Below are 14,875 nucleotides of genomic sequence, written 5' to 3'. Positions count from 1 at the left end.
TTAAAAAGAAAAAACATTAGACAGATTATTTAGATAGTAGTAAACTAGATCGGTTGATGCTAAAATAAGGAAAAAATGTATGAGTAAATATCTGGCCGAATTTTATTTGAAATAAAGGGGATTGAAAAGAGAACGGCAGGTTTTTACAATTTTAATGAATATACTGGGGGTATGGAAAGTGAAGAAAGTATTGATGGGGGTTGCTTTGTTAGTGATGCTGGTATTTTCAAATGGAACGCCGGGTGAAGCTGCAGCAGCAGAAGTCCAGGCAACGTGGCTGTGGAATCCTTGGAACCTTATCAGTGATGAAACGGGAACGCTGGCGTTTCTTGAAAGCAAGAATGTAAACAAAGTCTATGTCCAAATAGACCGGGATATTCCAAAAGCGGTTTATCAAAGCTTTATCGAGAAAGCAGCTGCACAAGGAATGGCAATCTACGCATTGGATGGCGCGCCAAGTTGGGTAGCGAAAAAAGGATTTACTAATCAGGATCAGTTAATGGCATGGATCAAAAACTATCAAGCGGGTGCAAGCGCCGCGCAGAAATTTTCAGGCATCCATCTGGACGTTGAACCTTATTTATACAGTGGCTGGTCAACAAATCAGAGAGCTACCATTCTGGCTTATCAGGATTTGATGAAAAAAGCGAACGTCAGCGCCACGAGCCTTGCGCTACCTTTAGAAGCTGACCTGCCTTTTTGGTTTGATGAAATTTCCTATAAAAATATACATGGAAGCGGAATACTGGCTGAATGGATGATTGCGAATACAAGCAGTGTGACGCTCATGGCCTATCGCGATGCAGCGCCTTTGATCATAGACGTGGTAAAGAATGAAGTGAATTTCGCTGCTAAATACGGGAAAACCATCGTAGTTGGTGTGGAGACCGCTCCAACAGATGAAGGAGACACCATTTCTTTTTATGAAGAAGGAGAAATGTATATGAATGGCCAGCTGGCTGAAGTCCAAGCAAATTATGCAAATGTTCCTGGCTACGGCGGCATTGCGATCCATTACGTGGATAGCTGGAAAACAATGGCCCCTTAATATTTCAAAAGAAAAGGCATCCGTGAATTCACGGATGCCTTTTTTATTGAGCTTTCCCCCTGTGGCAGCAGAGAACTTCCGCTGGGTGAAGTTTCTCTTTACTGTGCTTCAATTTCGCTCATTAACGCGTGTATATTGCCTTGTGTATCGTGAAAGAATGCCATCCATGTTTCAGTGTGGCCCATTTTGGCGACCATATGCGGCTCATCGATAAAAGAAACTCCCTTGCGTTTAAATTCCGCGTAAGCTTCATGGATTTGCTCTACATTAAAATACAGGATTGAACTGGAATGGGCAAACTCCTCTTTTTCAAGAAGGCTTAACAGCAGACGAATGCCGTTGCAGTCGAAAAAAGCCAACGAACCGGTATTGAATAGCAAAGGCAGCTCTAAAACATCTTGATAAAATTGTACAGCTTTCTCCAAATCCTTTACAGGCACCCCAACTTGCCCGATTTGTTGAATAGAATGAACTTCCATCAAAGCTCTCTCCTTTGCCAATTAAATTTTAAATCCTCTACAGAATATTTAAACTATAGCATAATAAATTGACAATTAAAGCACTGAATTGCGGTTTTGCGTTCAAACTTCTAAGCAACTGTAAGCTGTACTTTCCAATAAAGTTTGAAGGCATTTATGAATAACGAATGTTTACAGTTAAGTAGTGAAAGTGACAGCTTTTTTTTATTTTCTTGAATATTTGTGAAAATTGGTTGATTAAAAATTCAATGTATTGCATAATAATGCTATTAAACTTTTTTAAATGGTCTTGGGCGATTAAAAACAGGTGGTGACTGTAAGTGAAGAAGAAAAGGATTGTCGTTAAAATAGGCAGCAGCTCATTAACGAATCTTAACGGTGGGCTCAGCCTTGAGAAATTGCAGGAGCATGTCGCAGCATTGGCCTGCTTAAAAGAAGCGGGGCATGAAGTTATTTTGGTTTCCTCAGGAGCAGTGGCAGCAGGATTCACGGATCTCGGTTATGCCGTCCGTCCAGTCAGCATTGTAGGCAAGCAAGCCGCAGCATCCGTCGGCCAAGGGCAATTACTGCAGGCTTATTCAGAGGAATTCAAGAAACACGGTGTGATATCGGCTCAATTATTGCTGACGCGGCAAAATCTATTGGCAAAAGATTTGTATCAAAATGCCGAGGCTACTTTAAGTGAATTGTTGAAGCGCAATGTCTTGCCTATTATTAACGAAAATGATTCAGTTTCTGTAGAAGGACTGACATTTGGCGACAACGACATGCTGTCAGCATTGGTCAGCGGACTTGTCCAAGCACAGCTTCTCATCATTTTAACGGACATCAATGGAATTTACCGGGAAAACCCGCGCAAAAACCCTAATGCTGAAAAATACGATTTTCTTTCCGAAATCCCGGATGAATTGATCCAGGCAACTTCAAGTGAAGGCTCGGAACTCGGCACCGGCGGGATGAAATCAAAAGTGGAAGCAGCACAAACTGCGTTAGCCCTAGGCGCACAAATATTTATCGGAACGGGTTCCGGCAGTGAAAAACTCCTGGACATTCTTGAAGGAAAAGGAGACGGAACCTATATCGGAGACGATCCTCAGGCAACGGTGAAGAATTCCAAACAATGGCTTGCTTTGCATTCGATACCACTGGGAAAAATCAAAGTCGACGATGGTGCAGCATTGGCTATTTCCGAGCAAGGGAGAAGTTTGCTTCCGGTTGGAGTCATTGATATTGCAGGGAGTTTTACTGCCAATGACGTAGTGGAAGTTATTGACCCATCAGGGGAAGTGGTGGGGCGCGGCCAGGTGAATTATTCTTCTGAAGAGCTTCTGGAGATCAAGGGCCTGTGCAGCGAAGAAGCAAATGTCATCACCAAGACCGGCAAACGGCAAGTAGTCATTCACCGCAATCAATGGTTCAGCCATTCAGGAAAGGGGACAATAACAAATGAGTGAACTTCTTCAAGCAGGGAAAACAAGTGATTTACTTCAAAAAGCCCAACTTGCTAAAACTGCAGCTGCGGTTATGGCTAAGACAACGACTGTCCAAAAAAACGATGCCCTTCGTTTGATTTCCAGCCAGTTGCTGGAAGAGCAGGCGTTTATACTGGCTGAAAACGAAAAAGATATTACCGCAGGAAGAGCGGGCGGAATGAGCGAGTCGCTGGTTGACCGACTCAAATTGGATAAAGAACGGTTAAGCGATATAGCAGCGGCCTTGATTCAATTGACAGAACTGGAGGATCCGGTCGGCGAAGTGCTCGAACAATGGGAACGCCCGAACGGTCTTGCGATGTCCAAAATCCGCGTTCCGCTTGGCGTAATTGGCATGATTTACGAAGCGCGCCCCAATGTGACCGTAGACGCTTCAAGCCTGTGCCTGAAGACAGGCAATGCGGTTGTGCTTCGCGGCAGTTCAACCGCCATCCATTCCAATAAAGCCCTTGTGAAAGTGATTCATCACGCTTTGGAGAAAAGCGAATTGCCGGCAGAAGCGGTTCAGCTGATCGAAGATACAAGCAGAGAAACAGCGGCACAAATGTTCAAGCTGAACTCTCATCTGGATGTGCTGATTCCACGAGGCGGCGCAAAACTGATCCAAACGGTTGTTGAAAATGCCAGCGTACCGGTCCTTGAAACGGGCGCCGGAAATTGCCACGTCTATATCGATGAAACAGCCAATGCTGAAATGGCCATCTCTATTGCTCTCAATGCAAAAATACAGCGTCCGTCCGTCTGCAATGCCTGCGAGACCATCCTGGTACATAAAGAATGGGCAAAGCATCATCTGGCTGAACTCCTTGATGCCTTGCAGCAGCAAGCGGTCCAAATCCACGGTGACGAAGCAACTCAGCAATACGGCGAAGTGATCCCGGCCAGTGAAGAAGACTGGGGCACGGAATACCTGGGGCTGGAAGTAGCCGTCAAAGTAGTGGACTCAGTCGATGAAGTGATTGAACACATCAATTTATACGGCACGAAACATTCGGAAGCGATCATTTCAGAAACTCTCGAAAACGTCGACAAATTCTTTATGGAAGTGGACTCTGCAGCCGTTTACCATAACGCATCTACACGTTTTACCGACGGTTTTGAGTTTGGATTCGGAGCCGAAATCGGCATCAGCACGCAAAAGCTTCACGCGCGCGGTCCAATGGGGCTGCCTGCTTTAACTTCCACAAAGTACTTGATCCAAGGCAATGGGCAAGTGAAATAACCATAAGAAAAGGCCGGAAAGCAATCGCAGTGATTGCTTTCTGGCCTTTTTTGTATGTAAGAGCTTAATTTGCCGCGTTTGCTCTTTTATGCCGCCACATCATATAGCGGTAACGGATCGTGCAGCCGATGCAATAGCCCATCAGCGCAACTCCTGCTGCTGCGACAACCATAATGCTGAAAGCATAACCCACTAGCGTAAAACCGAATAGGAAAGCCAGCAACGATAATCCCAGGCAAATGGTGGCAATCCATTGATTGAAAATCTGCTGGGCGCGGTCTTCCTGAATATAGTGGTTTGCCGGTTTTTTTAAAAATCGTCTCCCGACTAAAATCACCGGGTTCTTGCCGGTTATAAGTGTCAAGACGCCTGCAGCAAATGGCAGGAACAGAATCGCTTTATGGAAAATCAGCGCCAAGATGACGGTAAGGACAATAAATAACTGATTGGATTGAACAAGTGGTTTTGGAATTGTCATGCGGAAGCCTCCTCTGGTCGTTTCCATTATACTAAGTTGCTTACTGTGAATAAAGGAGATGGGCTCCGCTTGCAAAATAAAAAACACCGGCATCAAATAAAATGCCGATGTTTAGTACTGCAAATTCAGTTCTGTACGCTTTCTTCTTCCTGATAAACAGGAACCCATCCTTCAGTCGTAACGAAAATGCGGACTGCGACAACTTTGCGGTCATCTGCCAATGTAAAGTAATGGGTGATGTTTTCAGGCACAGAAATCAAATCTCCAGGAGACAGATGCACTTCAAAAAAGCGCTCGTCTTTTCCTTGGATGATGAAAACGCCGTGCCCGCTGACGATGTAACGCACTTCATCATCTGTGTGAATGTGTTTGCGCTGGAAGTTTTTCAGCAGTTCATCCAATTTCGGATTTGAATCGGACAGCGAGATGATGTCTGCTGCCTGGTAGCCTCGGCGTTCTGAAATGTCGTCGATTTCCGCTTTGAAAGCTGCCAGGATATCCTCTTTTTCTTCATCGCTGAGATTGAATTTCTCGCGCAGGTGCTCCGGCAATTTGTTGATGTCCCAATGCTCGTAAATAACTTCCTGCTGTTCGAGGAATGCTGCTACTTCGTTTTGCGCTTCGATTGTTTCATTTGTTCCTTGAATTTTAATGATTGCCATTATGAATCTTCCTTTCCGTTTTCAGTTTTAATGTGAATGTATTTGATACAAAGCCATCTGATACTGGAAAAGAAACTCACTTGCCTCCAGCAGTTTCTTGGCTTCAAAACCGTTTTTGCCCCACACGGTAATGCCATGGTTGCGGATCAGCACTGCGCCGCTATCGGCAGTCAAGTGTTTTCGGAACTCTTCCGCAAGGTCAGGGATGTGGGCGTGGTTTGGGATGATGGGGATGGTCAACACCGCATCTTCATCCCATAAACCGAATGCTTTGATGAGTTCAAGGCCTTGGAAATCAATTTTTCCACGGTTCCCGTATAGTTCCGAAATGATGTTATTGGCAACGGTATGGATATGGAGGCTGCACCCCGCAGGTGTTTTCGAATAAACTTCACAATGCAGCAAAGTTTCAGCCGACGGCTTCAAATGTGTCTCATCGACTGCCTTGCCGGCTGCATCCACCAGCAAAAAATCTTCTGCCGTGCGTTTGCGCTTATCTTTGCCGCTGGCCGTCACAAGAAATTCAACAGGCGAATCTTGGACTTTAATGGCCAAGTTGCCGCTCGTTCCCATGAACCAGTCCCGGAGCGCCAATTCGTCTTTGACATCTGCAAGTTCCTGCCATCGCTCCTGAAGCGCCGTCATAGCTTCACACCCAGACGAGCGTCGATGATGGAAGTGACATCCCGGAAGTTTTCAAACGGCTCATACGACAAGCCGAGCTCTTCGCATTTCTCGATTAAAAAATCGCGGGCAATGACGAGGTCTGCCCGTTTCGCCGCTTCAAGATCGGTGATGGAGTCTCCGATGACGATGCTTTTCGCGCCGTTTTCAAGCAGCTCGCGGATAATGGACGGCTTGCAGCAGCCGCAGCCTTGGCTCGTGCATTCGTCATCGCATCTGTGCGGAAAATTGATGTTGATCGTTTCTCCTGAAAAATCGGCTTCGTTGCAATAGACGCCGGCGAAAGGGCCGAATGATTCGAGCAGCGGATAGACAAAAAAGTCAATGCCGCCGCTGACGATATAAAGCGCAATATCCTGTTTTTTGGCGTAGGCCACGAATTCAGAAAAGCCGTCACGGATTTGCGCCTGTTCCAGCACATAGCTGATAATGTCGTCTTTTTTCGATGACGGCAACAGCGTGAACATCTTTGCAACGCCATCTTTTATGGAGACCCGTTGGGCCAGGATATCGTCTTTGACCGATTCCCAGCCGGGCGGATTGAATTTTTTCATGATTGCGATGATGTTGTCGTTGTTGGTCACCGTGCCATCAAAATCGCAGAAAATCACTGGTTTGCTCAAAATGCTTACCCCCATATTGCCAATGCTGTTTTTAATTCTTCATGCTGTTCAGAAGCGTCGGCGAGTGTTTTTTTGCTTAAAACGGCATCAACTGCCTGGCGGAAAGCTTTACCGCCTCCGGCTGCACCGTCCGGATGGCCATGTACGCCGCCTCCTGCATTGATGATACTGTCAATTCCGAAATCGTTGATCAATAACGGAACAAGTCCGGGATGGATGCCTGCAGAAGGCACTGGGAAGCTTCGCTTCAACGGACTGTCCTTCACCAATTCCTCACCGAGTGCCCGTGCCTGGGCTTTTTCAAGAGCAACACTGCCGTAAGGGGAGGGGAACAAAGAAAAGTCGGCGCCTGCGTAGCGGACCAGTTTTCCGAGTGCCAGAGAAGTGGCCAGTCCATAAAAGTTGGAAGAAGTGAAAGCGCCGCTGAATGCTGGATGCGCCATGAGCGGCAGCCCGATATCCGGATCTTCTGCTAGTTCCTGCAGCACATCCAGACCATAAGCATGGACATTGAACAGCAAGGCATCCGCTCCAAGTTTGCGTGCTTTTTTTGCCTTGTCACGCAAGCTGGAAGTGCGCCCCGACAAGTTCACCGCATAAAGCGTCCGGTGCCCAGTTTCCTCAAAGACCTGCTGCAGCACGTTTTTCCCTGTCGTGATCCGCTTCTCAAAAGGCGTCAGCGGATTATCAAATAGAATCTCATCATCTTTTACCAAATCCACTCCGCCGAGCGCCTGCTGGCGAAGCTGTGAAGCGAGGAAATCCAAGTCGCGGCCGATGACGCCTTTGAAGATGCTCATGACAAGCGGCCGGCCGGTAACGCCAAGCAATCCCCGGATTCCGTCGATGCCGAATCGTGGTCCCGGAAAATGCGAGAGCAGCTCTTCGTCAAACTCCAAATCAAGCAGCTTAACTTCACCATCCAGCGACAATTTGCCGAAGACGGTGGTTAATATTGCCGGGAAATCCGCTGAGAAGTTGGCACTTGGATACGAAATCTTCACCACAGCCTTGATTTCATCCGGCTTTAACGGATGCGGGGAATCTTCAAATTCCGTTGTCGAAACGACATTTCCTTTATGGTGTTTTAATTGCTGCTGTTCCAATAATGGCAAGTCGGTCCACGATCCGATCGTCAGGCCCAGGGCGATTCCTTCTGCCTTTTTCCCGAATGAACCCGCTTTGCCATACAGCTGGTAAGTCGCTGTTAAACTGCTCATTGCATTCACACTCCTGTTAAAAATCAAAATAAAAAACCTCTTCAAACAAGAAGAGGTTAATAGGCTTAACAACTTCTTATTTCTCAGCCTCATTAAATGGCTGCAAGAATTAGCACCGTGTCCAATAATGGACCGGTTGCCGGGTATCATAGGGCTCGTCCCTCCACCTGCTCTGAATAAGAATGCGTATTCAATTGTTTTAATAAAGAAATTAGTTTTGATTATTTCATGTATGAAACATTCTGTCAATGAATATTCGCAAAATTATTTGTTGTAAAAAAGTTATTGACAGTCAATTCTGAACCGTGATAGGATTCTTTTCAAACAGCATATAGTTACTCAAATAGTACTCTTATCAAGAGCAGGCAGAGGGAAATTGGCCCTATGACGCCCAGCAACCGACCGTAATACCTTCGTGAGAAGGGGCGCTTTCGCGCCGGAATGCAAATTCCGCAAGGCACGGTGCTAATTCCATCAGAAATGACCATTTCTGAAAGATAAGAGGCGTGGAATCTATCATTCTAGGCCTCTTTCTTGCGGAAAGAGGCTTTTTATATTGACCCGGAAAGGTAGATGAATAATGACAATAGCATCCAAACAATACGAAGCATTAACCGAAGAAAAAGCCATTGCACTGGCTCAGAGCCTATACCCATTCCCTGAAGGAGCGGAACTGGTGTGCCGCGAAATCGGAGACGGGAACTTGAATTATGTATTCCAGATCAAAGATCCTAAAAGTGGAAAAGGGTTGATTATCAAACAGGCATTGCCATATGCGAAAGTTGTCGGGGAAAGCTGGCCGCTGACATTGAAACGCGCAACGATTGAAGCGAACGCTCTTCAAAAGCATAGCGAATTTGCACCGGGGCTGGTACCGGCCGTTTATGCCATGGATGAGGAACTGGCGATTACCGTAATGGAAGACTTGTCTCATCTGACGATTGCACGCGAAGGGCTGATCCAAGGGGCAGCTTATCCAAAACTATCGGAAGACATCGGTGAATATTTGGGACGCACGCTGTTCCATACATCTGATTTTGCGCTGCACCCGTTTGAGAAAAAGCGGTTGGTGGCCGACTACTCCAACCCGGAACTGTGCAAAATAACAGAGGACCTTATTTTCACCGACCCGTTTTTCAATAACGACACCAATGATTACGAACCGGAGCTTCAAGCCACGGTCGAAGCTATCTGGAACAACGGTCCATTGAAACTTGAAGCGGCAAAGCTGAAGTTCAGTTTTTTGACGGAAGCGGAAGCGCTATTGCATGGGGACCTTCATACCGGCAGTATTTTTGCCAGTGAATCGGAAACGAAAGTCATCGATCCCGAATTTGCTTTTTACGGTCCTATTGGCTTTGACGTCGGCTTGTTTCTGGCAAACTTAATCGTTCAGTCAATCACCCGGAGCGGCGAAGAACGCCAAGTGATTGTGAATCATATCGAACGTACATGGGAAGTTTTCTCAACCCGCTTTTCAGAACTATGGGACCGGGAAGGCATTGAAGCATACAAAGACACACCAGGCTATAAAGAGTTCATATTGGAAAAGATATTCCGCGACACGCTTGGCTTTGCCGGCTGTGAATTGATTCGACGCACAATCGGACTGGCACATGTTAAAGATTTGGACAGCATTGAAGATAAGAACTTGCGCATTCGTTTAAAGAAACAAGCTTTGCACACCGGCGAAGCGCTGATTTTAAAACGTTCCGGGTTAACAACAATCAGTGCGGTATCTGGTCTGCTTGAGGAGCTGAAGCAATGACCATTCCATTATCAATTGCCTGGACAGACGGGCAGTTGGTCATCTTAGATCAACAGAAATTGCCGCATGAAATTGACTATTTGACACTCGAGACGATTGAAGATGTCTATGAAGCCATCTTTACGCTGAAAGTTCGCGGCGCCCCGGCCATCGGCATCACCGCCGCTTATGGCTTAGCACTGGCAGCCCAGCGGCACGATGCTGAAACAGTGGAAGCGTTCCTGCATGATGTGCGCAAAGATGCGCTTTATCTAGGAGAGTCGCGTCCGACGGCCGTCAACTTAATGTGGGCGCTCGATAGATTGCTTGAAGCCGTTCAAAAAGCTGAATCTGTAGAAAATGGAAAAGTGCTGCTTATCGCAGAAGCGGTGCGCATCCACCAGGAAGATGAAGCTTCCTGCCGGCAGATCGGCGAATATGCCTTGGCGCTTTTGGAAGGGCATAAACGGGTGATGACCATCTGCAATGCCGGATCGATTGCCACTGCGAAATATGGAACAGCCTTGGCGCCATTTCACCTTGGAAGCGAACGCGGCCGGAAATTTGAAGTGTTTGCATGTGAGACCCGCCCGGTATTCCAAGGTGCACGGCTGACCGTCTGGGAGCTTCAGCAGTCAGGAGTGGACGTCACGCTTATCACCGACAGCATGGCGGCCCACACTATTGGGGCGAAAGACATCGAAGCCATTATCGTGGGCGCGGACCGCATCGCGGCGAACGGCGATACCGCCAATAAAATCGGAACACTCAACTTGGCGATTCTCGCTGATGCTTATGGGATTCCATTTTATGTAGCGGCACCCGCATCAACATTTGACGTCACCATTGACAGCGGTGCAGAAATACCAATTGAAGAACGGAAAGCGGAAGAAATTACTCATCTTGGCAGTCAGCCGATAGCGCCTCTGGGCACGAAAGTCTTCAATCCTGCTTTTGATGTGACTCCATCCCGCTTTATTACTGCAATTATCACAGAAAAAGGAATCATCAGACCTGATTACTACCAAAACATTCCCGGAGTTCTTAACCCCTATGCAGAAAAAGGAGAAAAATAATGAAAAAACAATCGCTCTTATTATTAACCATTTTATTGATCATCAGTGCATTTCTGGCTGCCTGCCAGCCAAAAGGCGAAGGCAGTGAAGAAAAGACGCCGGACGCTGCGAAAGCAGAAGCCTCGGATAATCCGTTGGCCGGCAAAAAAGTCGCGCTCATCATGCAGCAAAACTTAGGGACGTTTTCTGCGCAGTATATCGAAGGTGTGGAAGAACAAGTCGGGAAATTCGGCGGCGACGTAACGGTCTTTACATCGGACGGCGATTTGGCAAAAATGGCATCCAACTTGGACGCAGCCATCAACCAAGGATTTGACGGAATTTTGATTGACCACGGCACCAAAGAGGCATTGAACCAAGGCGTTGAAAAAGCAGTGGAAAAAGGAATTCCGGTTGTCGCTTTTGATGCGGGAGTAGATGTTGAAGGCGTGGTTTCTTTAGAACAAGGCGATCAGCAAATGGCTGAAATGACATTGGAAAAATTGGCTAACGACCATGATGGAAAAGCGAATATCGTAAAAATCTGGGTAGCCGGCTTTGCCCCGATGGAACGCCGCCAAGTTGCTTACGAAGAATTCTTGAAAAACAACACAGGCATCAAAGAAGTCACGGCATTCGGTGCAGCGACTCAAAACACGGCTCTTGATACACAGGCGCAAATGGAAGCGGTATTGAAGCAATATCCGAATGAAGGCGAAATCACAGCAGTCTGGGCTGCCTGGGATGAATTTGCAAAAGGTGCAGTACGCGCCATCGAACAATCCGGGCGCACCGACATCAGCGTCTACAGCATCGACATGAGTGATGAAGACTTGCAGATGATCCAGAAAGACGGCAGCCCGTGGGCAGCTTCGGCAGCGGTGGATCCGGTTGATATTGGCCGCATTCAAGTGCGTTACCTGTATCAGCAAATCAATGGTGAAAATCCGGAACAGAAAGTGGTGCTGGAACCGATTTTTGTAGATGCGGAAAAATTACCTGAAGAAGCCATCACGACCGCTGAATTGAGCGAGTACATCGAAGGCTGGGGCGCGAGTGAGCAAGGGTATACAGACGGGCTTAAGAAGTTGGAAAATAAATAAGGAAAAGTGAGCGGAGCTGTCCTGTACAACGGGGCGGCTCTTTTCTGAGAAAGGAGCAAAGCCGATGGGGAATTCTTTGCTGTCAATGACAGGAATCCGGAAAACGTTCGGAAAAGTAACGGCATTGGAAAGGGCAGAGTTCGGTCTCGAACAAGGAGAAGTACATGCCTTGCTTGGCGTCAACGGTGCTGGAAAAAGTACATTGATCAAAATATTATCGGGCGTTTATGGACAAGACGCGGGAGAAATCCGGCTGGAAGGAAACCTTGTTCAGCTGCAATCACCGAAAGCGGCGAAACAGCAAGGCATTTATTGTGTTTACCAGGAAGTGGATACAGCAATCGTGCCGGAATTATCGGTTGCTGAAAATATTCTCCTTGATACTTTCGCAGCTGGCGGCGGACTGTTTGTCTCCAAAGCAAAAATGTACGTACAGGCGCGTGAAGCGTTGGCTCAATTGCAATCGGAAAATCTTAATGTCAAACAAAAAGCGGCCCAGCTGACATTGGCGGAGAAACAATTAGTGCTGATTGCCCGTGCTCTCGTCCATTCAGCGAAAATCATCATTTTTGATGAACCGACAGCCCCGCTGTCAATCCCCGAAGCCGACAAGCTATTTACGGTCATCAATAAATTAAAAAAGCAGGGAGTCGGCTGTATTTTTATCTCTCACCGGCTGCCGGAAGTGTTTAAAATCAGCGACCGCATCACGGTGATGGCAGAAGGTAAGTGGGTGAATACGTTTGAGACAGAAACGGCTGTGCAGGAAGAAGTTGTTGAAGCGATGCTTGGAAAAACGCTCAGCAATGAACTGGTTCACCGCGAACATGAAATCGGTGCTCCATTGCTGGCTGTGAAAGATTTATCTGACGGACGAAAAGTGAAAAACCTGTCCTTCACTATGGCATCCGGGGAAATCGTTGGCGTCGTCGGGCTTGTCGGGGCAGGAAAGACTGAATTAGCAAAAGCCTTATTCGGCGGAACTCCGTTAACTTCAGGTACGATCGAACTGTCAGGAAGGCAGCTGAAACTCAGGAATCCTGGAGATGCCATTAAAGCAGGGATAGCGCTGGTGCCCGAAGAAAGGCGGAAAGAAGGATTATTCGTCCAAGAATCCTTACAGGCAAACGCATCGTTTCCTAATCTGAAAAAATTCTCGCCGCAGCTGTTCATGGATAAAAAATCAGAAAAAAGATTTGCCGAAGAAATCATCAGCCGGCTCAAAATTAAAACGGACAGCACGGATACACCACTTGTCCATCTAAGTGGTGGCAATCAGCAAAAAGTGGCAATCGGCAAATGGACTTCCCTTGATTCTGCGGTTTATCTCTTTGATGAGCCAACAAAAGGAGTCGATATCGGAGCCAAAGTGGATATTTTCAAGCTGATTCGCCAACTGGCGGAAAGCGGCAAAGGCTGTCTTTATTTTTCCAGCGAAATTCATGAAGCCATCGGAATTTCAGACCGGATTTTGGTTATGTACAATGGTCAGATCGTGAAAGAGTTTTCACGGCAAGAAGCGACCCAGGAAAGGATTTTGTTATATGCAAGCGGTGGAAAAGAAGAGTACGGCAAAAACCCAAAACTCAGCACAAGAGAAAGCAATCCAGTTTCTATTTAAATACGGCGCCATCTTCTTATTGGTATTCATCATTCTTTATTTCAGTACGATCAGCGATACTTTTTTCACGTATGGAAATTTTACGGACATTCTTCGTTCCATTTCAATCGTGACTTTGCTGGCGCTGGGAGTAACATTTACGCTAGTAGTGGATGGTTTTGATTTATCGGTCGGTTCGACGATGTCGTTATCGACGGTAGTATCCGCTTCACTGATGGTCTGGTATGAGATGCCTTTATGGCTGGTCCTGCTGCTGCCAATCCTGGTGGGGGTTTTGGTTGGAGTGGTCAATAGTCTATTGATTGTCGTCATTGGCATTCCGGATCTGCTCGCGACATTGAGCATGATGTACATCGTGGCAGGGCTGCACCGGACCTATACAGAAGGCTATTCCATTTATAATAATATGCCGCTGACCTCAGGCGGGACAGCGCCTGGGCAGTTTTCGGAAGCGTTTCTGTGGATTGGACAGGGGCAGATGCTCGGCTTGCCAGTCCCGGTATGGATTATGCTGATTTTGGTGCTGGCTTCTTATGTGGTGCTAAATCATACCCGATGGGGCAGAATCCTCTATATGACCGGCGGAAATGCGGAAGCGGCCAGTTTATCAGGAGTGAATGTCAAAAAAGTGAAGTTCACGGCATATGTGGTTTCCGGTGTTTTTGCTTCGATGGCAGGAATCTTGTTTACAGCACGTGTCGGATCCGGCCAGATTGATGCAGGTGCTCCGTTGTTGATGGAAGCAGTAGCGGCTGTATTCGTCGGCTACTCGGTGCTTGGCGCCGGCAAGCCGAATGCACTCGGCACTTTTTTCGGGGCAGCGGTCATCGGCATCCTGCTGAACGGCCTGACGATCCTCAATCTTCCGTATTATGCATTCGATATCATCAAAGGCGGCGTTTTGGTCGCCGCCCTTGCAGTCACTTACATTTATGCGAAAAATAAATTCGCGAAAACTTGAATAAGGTTAACAAGAAAGGATCGGTTCATTGAACCGTCCTTGAGCTTGTAGACAAAAGAATATACTGTCAATCAAGTGAATAACTAGCAAAAACAAGCTTCTCCCCTCGGTTCCTGCGCTTCAACCGGACGCTTTCCGCGGGCTCGCGCCCGAGTGGATTTCGGCACTTCGTCGCTACGCTGCCCCGCAGGAAAGGCATTGGCCGAAGGTAGTAAGGCCAAGCCTTTGCGACGAAGCTAGCGCAGCGATGCAGGAGCACATCTTTGCCCTCGCCGGTTTCCGCTGCGGAACCTGAAATGAAATAAAAACCGGATGCCGCTTCTCCTCACATATCTGAAAAGCGACATCCCCAACCGGACCGGCCACGAGACTCCTGTGGAATCAGCTCGAGCTGAAGACCCCGCAGGAACGCCAGTGACGAGGAGGCTGAAGCCGAGCCCACGGAAAGCGAAGTGGCCGGTCCGGTTGGGGTTTATACC

General features: G+C 47.3%; 14 protein-coding genes and 2 riboswitches. Of the genes, 8 read left to right on the top strand and 6 right to left on the bottom strand.

Annotated elements, in window-relative coordinates:
• Positions 1-178 precede the first annotated feature (178 nt).
• A complete protein-coding gene (locus tag QWY16_RS18720; RefSeq protein WP_300990747.1) occupies positions 179-1,048 on the top strand; it encodes an amidase in 870 nt (289 codons plus the stop codon).
• 98 nt (positions 1,049-1,146) lie between these two features.
• On the opposite strand, the gene QWY16_RS18715 is transcribed toward QWY16_RS18720, so the two are convergent.
• The gene (locus QWY16_RS18715; RefSeq protein ID WP_300990746.1) at positions 1,147-1,527 is read right to left on the bottom strand and encodes a VOC family protein; all 381 of its coding nucleotides are present in this window, start codon (positions 1,525-1,527) and stop codon (positions 1,147-1,149) included.
• A 320-nt stretch (positions 1,528-1,847) separates the two neighbouring features.
• Here QWY16_RS18715 and proB point away from each other — a divergent pair, with 320 nt between their 5' ends.
• Together proB and QWY16_RS18705 are read left to right on the top strand one after the other, a co-directional pair.
• Positions 1,848-2,981 (top strand): glutamate 5-kinase, encoded by a 1,134-nt coding sequence (gene proB / locus QWY16_RS18710; protein WP_300990745.1) that lies wholly within the window; start codon positions 1,848-1,850, stop codon positions 2,979-2,981.
• On the top strand, positions 2,974-4,242 hold the full coding sequence (locus QWY16_RS18705) for a glutamate-5-semialdehyde dehydrogenase (RefSeq protein ID WP_300990744.1): 1,269 nt from the start codon (positions 2,974-2,976) through the stop codon (positions 4,240-4,242). Before proB ends, QWY16_RS18705 begins: the two co-directional genes overlap by 8 nt.
• Positions 4,243-4,306: 64 nt before the next feature.
• Here the strand turns inward: QWY16_RS18705 and QWY16_RS18700 are convergent, their stop codons facing one another.
• The 5 genes from QWY16_RS18700 to mtnW all read right to left on the bottom strand — a co-directional run bounded on the left by QWY16_RS18700 (position 4,307) and on the right by mtnW (position 7,909).
• On the bottom strand, positions 4,307-4,720 hold the full coding sequence (locus tag QWY16_RS18700) for a DUF4395 domain-containing protein (RefSeq protein ID WP_300990743.1): 414 nt from the start codon (positions 4,718-4,720) through the stop codon (positions 4,307-4,309).
• 125 nt (positions 4,721-4,845) lie between these two features.
• Entirely contained in the window at positions 4,846-5,382 is a 537-nt protein-coding gene (locus QWY16_RS18695; RefSeq protein WP_300990742.1) for a 1,2-dihydroxy-3-keto-5-methylthiopentene dioxygenase, read from the bottom strand.
• A 27-nt stretch (positions 5,383-5,409) separates the two neighbouring features.
• Complete coding sequence (locus tag QWY16_RS18690; RefSeq protein WP_300990741.1) at positions 5,410-6,027, bottom strand: methylthioribulose 1-phosphate dehydratase; 618 nt, start codon at positions 6,025-6,027, stop codon at positions 5,410-5,412.
• On the bottom strand, positions 6,024-6,689 hold the full coding sequence (locus tag QWY16_RS18685; protein ID WP_300990740.1) for a 2-hydroxy-3-keto-5-methylthiopentenyl-1-phosphate phosphatase: 666 nt from the start codon (positions 6,687-6,689) through the stop codon (positions 6,024-6,026). Before QWY16_RS18685 ends, QWY16_RS18690 begins: the two co-directional genes overlap by 4 nt.
• A gap of 5 nt (positions 6,690-6,694) precedes the next feature.
• Complete coding sequence (gene mtnW / locus QWY16_RS18680) at positions 6,695-7,909, bottom strand: 2,3-diketo-5-methylthiopentyl-1-phosphate enolase (protein ID WP_300990739.1); 1,215 nt, start codon at positions 7,907-7,909, stop codon at positions 6,695-6,697.
• Between the two features lie 73 nt (positions 7,910-7,982).
• Positions 7,983-8,092, bottom strand: a riboswitch (SAM riboswitch).
• Positions 8,093-8,258: 166 nt separating this feature from the next.
• Positions 8,259-8,413, top strand: a riboswitch (SAM riboswitch).
• A gap of 76 nt (positions 8,414-8,489) precedes the next feature.
• Between mtnW and mtnK the strand changes: the two genes are divergently transcribed.
• The 5 genes from mtnK (at position 8,490) to QWY16_RS18655 (ending at position 14,396) form a co-directional block, all read left to right on the top strand.
• A complete protein-coding gene (gene mtnK / locus QWY16_RS18675; protein WP_300990738.1) occupies positions 8,490-9,677 on the top strand; it encodes an S-methyl-5-thioribose kinase in 1,188 nt (395 codons plus the stop codon).
• The gene (mtnA, locus tag QWY16_RS18670) at positions 9,674-10,732 is read left to right on the top strand and encodes an S-methyl-5-thioribose-1-phosphate isomerase (RefSeq protein WP_300990736.1); all 1,059 of its coding nucleotides are present in this window, start codon (positions 9,674-9,676) and stop codon (positions 10,730-10,732) included. The genes mtnK and mtnA overlap by 4 nt, the downstream gene beginning before the upstream one ends.
• The gene (locus QWY16_RS18665) at positions 10,732-11,814 is read left to right on the top strand and encodes a sugar ABC transporter substrate-binding protein (RefSeq protein ID WP_300990735.1); all 1,083 of its coding nucleotides are present in this window, start codon (positions 10,732-10,734) and stop codon (positions 11,812-11,814) included. The genes mtnA and QWY16_RS18665 overlap by 1 nt, the downstream gene beginning before the upstream one ends.
• Before the next feature lie 64 nt (positions 11,815-11,878).
• A complete protein-coding gene (locus QWY16_RS18660) occupies positions 11,879-13,435 on the top strand; it encodes a sugar ABC transporter ATP-binding protein (RefSeq protein WP_300990734.1) in 1,557 nt (518 codons plus the stop codon).
• Complete coding sequence (locus QWY16_RS18655; RefSeq protein ID WP_300990733.1) at positions 13,359-14,396, top strand: ABC transporter permease; 1,038 nt, start codon at positions 13,359-13,361, stop codon at positions 14,394-14,396. The genes QWY16_RS18660 and QWY16_RS18655 overlap by 77 nt, the downstream gene beginning before the upstream one ends.
• Positions 14,397-14,875: the final 479 nt, after the last annotated feature.

Origin of the sequence: Planococcus shenhongbingii (assembly GCF_030413635.1) — a bacterium.
GTDB classification, from domain to species: Bacteria; Bacillota; Bacilli; order Bacillales_A; family Planococcaceae; genus Planococcus; species Planococcus shenhongbingii.
Note: the sequence above shows the minus strand (reverse complement) of the source record. Positions and strands in the feature narration are given on the sequence as shown.

Bases quoted from the DNA above. Each gene is read 5' to 3' on its own strand.
- mtnK (WP_300990738.1), top strand. From the start codon at position 8,490: ATGACAATAGCATCCAAACAATACGAAGCATTAACCGAAGAAAAAGCC.
- QWY16_RS18695 (WP_300990742.1), bottom strand. From the start codon at position 5,382: ATGGCAATCATTAAAATTCAAGGAACAAATGAAACAATCGAAGCGCAA.
- QWY16_RS18715 (WP_300990746.1), bottom strand. From the start codon at position 1,527: ATGGAAGTTCATTCTATTCAACAAATCGGGCAAGTTGGGGTGCCTGTA.
- QWY16_RS18655 (WP_300990733.1), top strand. From the start codon at position 13,359: ATGCAAGCGGTGGAAAAGAAGAGTACGGCAAAAACCCAAAACTCAGCA.
- QWY16_RS18665 (WP_300990735.1), top strand. From the start codon at position 10,732: ATGAAAAAACAATCGCTCTTATTATTAACCATTTTATTGATCATCAGT.
- mtnA (WP_300990736.1), top strand. From the start codon at position 9,674: ATGACCATTCCATTATCAATTGCCTGGACAGACGGGCAGTTGGTCATC.
- QWY16_RS18660 (WP_300990734.1), top strand. From the start codon at position 11,879: ATGGGGAATTCTTTGCTGTCAATGACAGGAATCCGGAAAACGTTCGGA.
- QWY16_RS18700 (WP_300990743.1), bottom strand. From the start codon at position 4,720: ATGACAATTCCAAAACCACTTGTTCAATCCAATCAGTTATTTATTGTC.
- QWY16_RS18705 (WP_300990744.1), top strand. From the start codon at position 2,974: ATGAGTGAACTTCTTCAAGCAGGGAAAACAAGTGATTTACTTCAAAAA.
- QWY16_RS18690 (WP_300990741.1), bottom strand. From the start codon at position 6,027: ATGACGGCGCTTCAGGAGCGATGGCAGGAACTTGCAGATGTCAAAGAC.
- mtnW (WP_300990739.1), bottom strand. From the start codon at position 7,909: ATGAGCAGTTTAACAGCGACTTACCAGCTGTATGGCAAAGCGGGTTCA.